At 65.7% G+C, this 6,397-nt stretch carries 4 protein-coding genes; 1 reads left to right on the plus strand and 3 read right to left on the minus strand.

The annotated features are described in order from the left end of the window. The coding region (locus tag AB0F03_RS37620; RefSeq protein ID WP_362000944.1) for a transposase at window positions 1-205 on the plus strand (205 nt) is incomplete at its 5' end. Between the two features lie 471 nt (window positions 206-676). On the opposite strand, the gene AB0F03_RS37625 is transcribed toward AB0F03_RS37620, so the two are convergent. The 3 genes from AB0F03_RS37625 to AB0F03_RS37635 form a co-directional block, all read right to left on the minus strand. After that, the gene (locus AB0F03_RS37625; protein WP_362000947.1) at window positions 677-3,673 is read right to left on the minus strand and encodes an NACHT domain-containing protein; all 2,997 of its coding nucleotides are present in this window, start codon (window positions 3,671-3,673) and stop codon (window positions 677-679) included. 1,008 nt (window positions 3,674-4,681) lie between these two features. After that, the gene (locus tag AB0F03_RS37630) at window positions 4,682-5,371 is read right to left on the minus strand and encodes a hypothetical protein (protein ID WP_362000949.1); all 690 of its coding nucleotides are present in this window, start codon (window positions 5,369-5,371) and stop codon (window positions 4,682-4,684) included. A 116-nt stretch (window positions 5,372-5,487) separates the two neighbouring features. Further along, window positions 5,488-6,258, minus strand: coding sequence for a transposase (locus AB0F03_RS37635; RefSeq protein WP_362000952.1), 771 nt, complete (start codon window positions 6,256-6,258; stop codon window positions 5,488-5,490). Window positions 6,259-6,397: the final 139 nt, after the last annotated feature.

Raw genomic sequence — 6,397 nt, forward strand, 5'->3', positions numbered from 1 at the left:
ATTCACCCCGATCCCGAAGCGGTGGGCGGTCGAGCGGACCTACGGCTGGCTGATGCTCCACCGACGTCTCGCCCGTGACTACGAGACCCTGTCCGTCCGCTCCGAAGCCATGATTCACATCGCCATGACCGACCTCATGGCCCGCCGCCTCACCGGCGAGAACGTCATCTCCTGGCGCGACCCGACACCACAGGCTAAACAGTAGATTCCGGGATGAAACACCAGGATAAAACGACCTCTAAGGCGGGCCACACGGCTGCCCCCCGTTGTGCGGGGATCGATGGGGCGGTTGCGCCGTGCCGTCCCGGACGGGGGTCTGACTCATGAGATGTATGACCGAAGTGTCCAGTCACGGGCTTGTCGACTGTCGTTGCGGGATGGCGACTGCTGGTACCGAGCCACAGGGCGTGTCCCAATAGGGGCCTTGCCGAGGATCAGGCGCCATCACGGTTCAGACTGCCCGAGCAGCCCGGTGCCATCCACCCAACACGTCACCACGCGGGAGGCGAACCACCATGACGACCAGACAGCGCAGCACCTCCTCCAGCACGGATCCTCCCGTTCGGAGCGAGGTGGTCCTGGGCGTGGACACGCACGGCGAGGTGCATGTCGCCGCCGTGGTCTCCCCACTCGGGAAGATACTGGGTACCGAGTCGTTTCCGGCCACGGCGGCCGGCTACCGCCGGCTGCTCGTCTGGGCCCGCAAGCGGGGGACGGTGCGTCGGCGGTGTGGAGGGCACAGGCACCTTCGGACCAGCGCGTCGTAGGTGGTCTCGAGTTGCAGCGCGGCGTGGAGGAGGGCCATTTCCAGCAACTGGCCGCGCGGGCCGATGTGGCGGGCCGCAGTGCTGGTGAGGGGGAAGGCCAGGAGTGTCGGTGCCCAGGCTTGCCACTGGCCTGAGGGCAGCGTGGCCAGTATCTCGCCGTCGTCGTTGAGGAGTGCTGTGAAGGCAAAGATTGCTGCCCATGGACGGGCGGGAAGGCTGTTGGTGCCGATCCAGCTGCTGTCGGTGGGTAGGCCGTTCGTGACGAACCTGCGTGCTACGGCCAGCAAGCGGTGTTCGTAGCCGTCGGCGAGGATGACGGTACCGGGCAGAGACAGCAGATCGGTGAGCAACTCGGTGGCCGCGAACCTGCCTGTGTCCGGATCGCATTGCAGGTTCCAGCACAGGGGCACGAAGCTGTCGTGGTCGCCCGACTCCGCATGTGCGAGAAACTCGCGGGTGGTGGTGATGTACTCGTCGCGGCCCTGCCATGGCTCCGTTCGCGACTGACGTCTTGCCGCCTGGGCCCTGAGCTGGTCAGCGCGAGGGCCGTCGATGGGAATGGCCTCAAGGTCTTGAGCGAACACCTGTGACCAGACTCTGGTGCCTTGAGTGGACCATGCCGTGTCCTGCCCGGCGTCTGTCGTCCTGGCCATGGACCACACGTGCTGCAGCATGGGCCAGGCATGCGGCGCCTTTTCGTCGCTGAGGCTCTGTTCGAATTTTACGAGCCAGGCGAGATCTGCGGCGTCGAGCAGGCTGGTGCGCTGTTCTCGTTCAGGGCCGACGGATGTCTCAAAATGCGAGCGGACGGTCCGTGTGGGATGCGGGTCCCATCCCTCGGCCAGCTGGAAGGCATCCTCTGCGTCTTGGGCGACGTTGATTAGGTGTCGGGTGAGCGTGCGGCGCAGATGGCGAGCGTGCTGGTTTTCAGGGTCGTCCAACGGTGCGCACAGCGGCGCGGGAACGGCCAGCTGTGGGTACGTCTGCAGGTAGATACGCAGCCACATAGCCACAACGGGAACACGCGCCTCGGCTTCCGGCCCGCTCAGTGCACGGTCGAAGAGGCCCTGGACCATGGCTGCTTCGTCGGACCAGCCGGCCCACAAGGAATCGGGATCCATGAGATGCGATCCGGCCCAGTTCAGAAATGGCGCGATTTGGTCCTCCGAGAGAGAAGCAGGCAGACGGCGGCAGAAAGAGGTGTAAAGGCTGGGGTCGGTTCGTGGCGGCGTCAGGGCTGCGAGGAGTTCATCGAGGGTGAGCCAGGGCTGGCATGTTTGTAGGACAGCGCCGCGCAAACCGTCTGCGGGATCGTGCTCGGGCTGTTGAGCTAGTTCGGCGAGGATGGGCTTGAGTAGTGGAGCAGCCTCTGCCTGGTCCAGCATGCCAGCACACTGGGCAGCCAGGCGGCGCAGCCGGTGAGGATACTGGGCATCACAGGCAATTGACGCTACTGCCTGCAGAAGTTCCCCGACCTCGTTCTCGGCGATCAGGTTGAGGATGAGTTCGAGTTCGTGTGTGATGTGGGGCGCGCGGTTCACGGCTTCGTGAAGAGCCTGCTCCAACTGGTCGGCAAGGCCGGGGTGCCGCAGGGGCGCCATGTGCCACCACGGCAGGCCGTCGCCAGGCGTGTCCTGTCGGGCTTGACGCAGCAAGCCATCGACGATGAGTTCGGTGCAGTGCGGGTCCTCGATATAAGAGCTGTAGGAGGCGATGGCCTGCGGGTCGACCTCGATCAGCCAGGGGCCGAGTTCTGGACGCAGGGAGATGAGCCAGGCAGCCAGCTCATGAAGGTCTGTGGGAATGCCAGGCTCGCCGACCTCCCCCCGGTGGACGAGAAGTCCCTGCAGTTGTTCGCGGGGGACCTGGTGGTTGGTGAGGTATCGAGCGGCGAGGTAAGAGGCGATGGAGGCGTGAGCAGGACCAGCGGCTGCAGGGCCGCGGTTGCTGAACAGCGAGCTGTTCAGAACCCCCTCAACGATGGGGCGCTCGATCGTGAAGGTGTCACCGGGGGTGCCCTCTTGTGTCCCGAGGAAGGTGTCGATGGCCAGCAGGGCCAGGCCGGGCTCGGTTCGGCGCCTTGTGGTGATGCCCTCGGCACCGGTGAGCACGCAGTAACAGGCGAGGCGGGCTGCGGTGGTGAACCTCTGTGGCTGGCTTCCAGCAAGGTCGTCAGGGGCACGGTCATGGCCTTGGTGCATGACGGCGTGCGGGAGGGCGAACGCGTAGAGACTGGCGCGGCTGGCAGGCAGTGTGCTGTGTTCCAGAAACGTGTCGAGCAATAGGTCCAGAGTCAAAGGGGTACGCGCCAGGGCCTGGGCGCCGGCGTCGGTCACAGCTTCGAGAAAGAGCTTGGGATCCACGCCCTTGGCGGAGGCTGCTGCGACCAAGTCGCTTCGGCGGAGAGGTGCCAGTGTATAGGTGCGGGATTCGTCGATACCGAACGCGGCGATCACTGCCTGGCTCAGGACGTCGGTGTAGGCCATGCTGCGGCAAGCGATCAGTACTTGTAGCCGACGGCAGTCATAGATGGCGGCCAAGTCGGTAAACCAGCCGGCAATTTCTTTGCCGGTGGCCCGGCATTCATCAACGCCGTCCAGGACGAGAAGATGTGCATGCCCCGCCTCGGCATCGGACGAGCTGGCAGTGGGCGCATGTCCTCTGGGGCCAAGTCGGCTGAGTACCGCATCAGCCTTGCGAGTCAGGTCCTCCCAAGACCGGACCTGGCCGAGATCAACCCGCACTTGTGCATCCCAGCCCCGGCTCACCTGGGTCGCCTCGAAAACGGTATTCAGCGCGGATGACTTGCCGATGCCAGCTTCCCCGAGCAGCACCGCAGAAACGGCACAGGCGTCAATCAGCGGCACAACCGACGGAGGCTGGCGATACCAGCTCGACGTGTCCATGAGGAACCCATGGGAGTCGACAGGGAGGTCCTCTCCCACAGGGACGCAAAATCTGTCCAGTCGCATACGGCACCCCTTCGGCCAGGGACACCGAACCTACCGCCACAGGGCTACGCCTGGCACTCCGCTCACCCAACAACCCGCGCTTGACTCTGGCGGACCAACAGCCGCCTGAGCCGCTTGCACGCAGCGAACGCCGAGTGCGGTCGCCACCCACGCAGCTCAGAGCAGGTGAGTCACAGCCTGCCGACGGGGTAACGCGGTCGGGAAGGCCGCGGATATGCCGACGGACGACCTCATGGCTGGCGCGCTGTCGCCTACCCCTATCGGGGGGACCCGCGGCTCACGCTCGCCAGGCAGGCACTCGCCGCGAACCCGGGTGCCAAGAACGCCGACCGCATCGAGGCCCTCCAGGCACAGACGGAGAAGAGGTACGCCCGCGCCGTCTGGAACCTGATCCTGAAGTCCGCCAGCGAACGTCCCGAGGAGCGACCCTGCGCCCGACACACGCTGCCCGGGCTGTGCCACCTGCTTGGTAACCGGCCGGCACGCTCTCGGCTGCACTGACCGCGACGTCTTTGTCTGCACTACATGACGAGGCCGTACGCGAAGCCACCGGGCAGACGCCAGTGCCCTTCGGCGACCGGCCGGTGAAGTAGCAACTGCGCGAAGAGAGGTGCCTCCGCCCCTGCGTGGGTGGAGGCACCTCTCCCATGGGTGAGACGTTGTCGGATCAGGACCGCGGCCGAATCGGAATTCTCCGTGCTTCCTCCACGTCGTCGGGCTCGCTCGCCGGGGGCTCCGTGAGCAGGCTCAACAGCCGGCGTCGGAGCGAGGCGAGGAACCTCAACTTCGAACGCGACACCCACGACCTGAAGCACCGTGAGAGCCGACGCGCACGGACGCCGTACCACCAGATTGCAATAGGCAACAGCAGCAGGTAGGGGAGTAGCCAGGAGGACAACTGCACGATTAACCTCACGAGGGTCTTGGCGCCCTCGCGCAAGGCTATGCAGCGAGGGCGAATCCAGTTGGGCCGGCAACCTGGGTTGATCCCGGAGCCCGGGGTACTCGTGGGGCGGCCAGTCGCAGGAGGCCACACGGTGAAGACGCGGTGGGCGGGACAGCGACGACTTCTAGGAGAAACCTGACGCAGCCGGTGACAAGGCGTTGCGTGAGAACCAGCAACAGATCTGAGAGGGCCCGGGCGGCGTCGGCGATGCCCCCGACTTCAGCCGCTGTGGGACGGTGCCCGTGACGGTTGACGCGGCCCATCCGCTGAGTCAGCAGGTCGACGAGCGTCAGCGCTATCGTTGCTGTCTTACCGGAGCCCACGGCGTGGTGAATCACGGACTTCAGTTCCGAGAGCCGGTGGTGGCCACCGGCCACCGCCGAGGCGCTGGCGGCCAGCGTTGGCTTCGGCCTGTGTAGCAGGCCGGAAGTGCTGCACGGGAAGCCGGAGGCTTCCTCTGCGGTTCGGAGAAGTACGCGAGCTATGTCCAGACCTTCTGGAAGGCTGGAGTTGGCCATCGGCCCGACGATGAGCCAGGGCGCATCCACCAATTCACGCAGACGAACGGCGGCTGAGTGCAGAAGGCCCACACGGCTTCGATCGACGCCGACGGACAGCATGTTGGTCGCCACCAATAGGCTGCTGTACTGCTCTGCGACGGGATCGTTCGGAAGACGGTCGCTCACGGACAAGAGGCTACGTCATCTCCACATTGGGGCGACACCGTTCTTATTTACTCTAAACGACGTCCCGTAAACGGGTGTTGGGCCATGGGCGGCATGGACTTGGGTCGCGGTGGGGGTTACCCAGCGAGGGCCAGGTTGTGCAGTCGGGCCACGCCGAGGACGGCGTGGTAAGCGCCGTCGCCGCGTAGTCGGCAGTCGCGGAGGAACTTATAGGTCTTCATCCGGGAGAAGGCGTGTTCGACACGGGTCCTGACCCGGCGGTGGACGGTGTTGTCGTCCTGCTGCTCAGGTGTAAGGGGCCTGTCCTTGCGTGGCCAGTGCGGGATGAGCGCAGGGGTGCCGCGATAGCCACCGTCGCCGAGAACGGGCGCGTTCTTGACAGTACGGTCCACGCCGGATTCCCGGTAGGCGCGGGCGTCGTGACGGTTGCCGGGCAGAGGCCGTCCGGCCGCCACGACCAGCCGGGTGTTGGCATCGATGACGACCTGGTGGTTGGTGGAGTAGCGATAGCTCTTGCTGGAGGCGGCCACGCTCCGGTCCCAGGTCGGGACCAGGGTGCCGTCCACGATCAGCACCGTGCCGGCCGGGTGCCGGCGTCGGACGGGGGCCAGTACGAGAAGCGGGGCGATATCGTCGATGCCCCGGTCGGCGGCCGACTTCGAGATCCCGAACAAGGGGCCGAGCTGCCGCATCGTGAGGTTCGTCCGCCAGTAGGCCGCCACCAGCAGTATGCGGTCTTCCAAGGACAAGGCCCACGGCCGTCCACCGGTGGGCTTGCCGCCGCCCCGGCGCCGAACGAGTCCGACGAGCTTGCGGAACTGCCGTCCGTCCAGTCCAGCGAACAGGCCCACCCACAGCGGCTCAGCCGCCGTCACCACCGCACCCACACCAAGATCATCGCCTGCCCGATCAGGGCTTACGGGACGTCGTTTAAAGGGTGTTGCAGAAGGCGGTGAGTAGGGCATCTCCCTTGTATGGGTGGGGTGTTGAGGGCTGAGCGGGTGTGGGTGGAGACGTTCACCGGGC

Origin of the sequence: Streptomyces sp. NPDC028722 (assembly GCF_040637655.1) — a bacterium.
GTDB lineage: Bacteria > Actinomycetota > Actinomycetes > Streptomycetales > Streptomycetaceae > Streptomyces.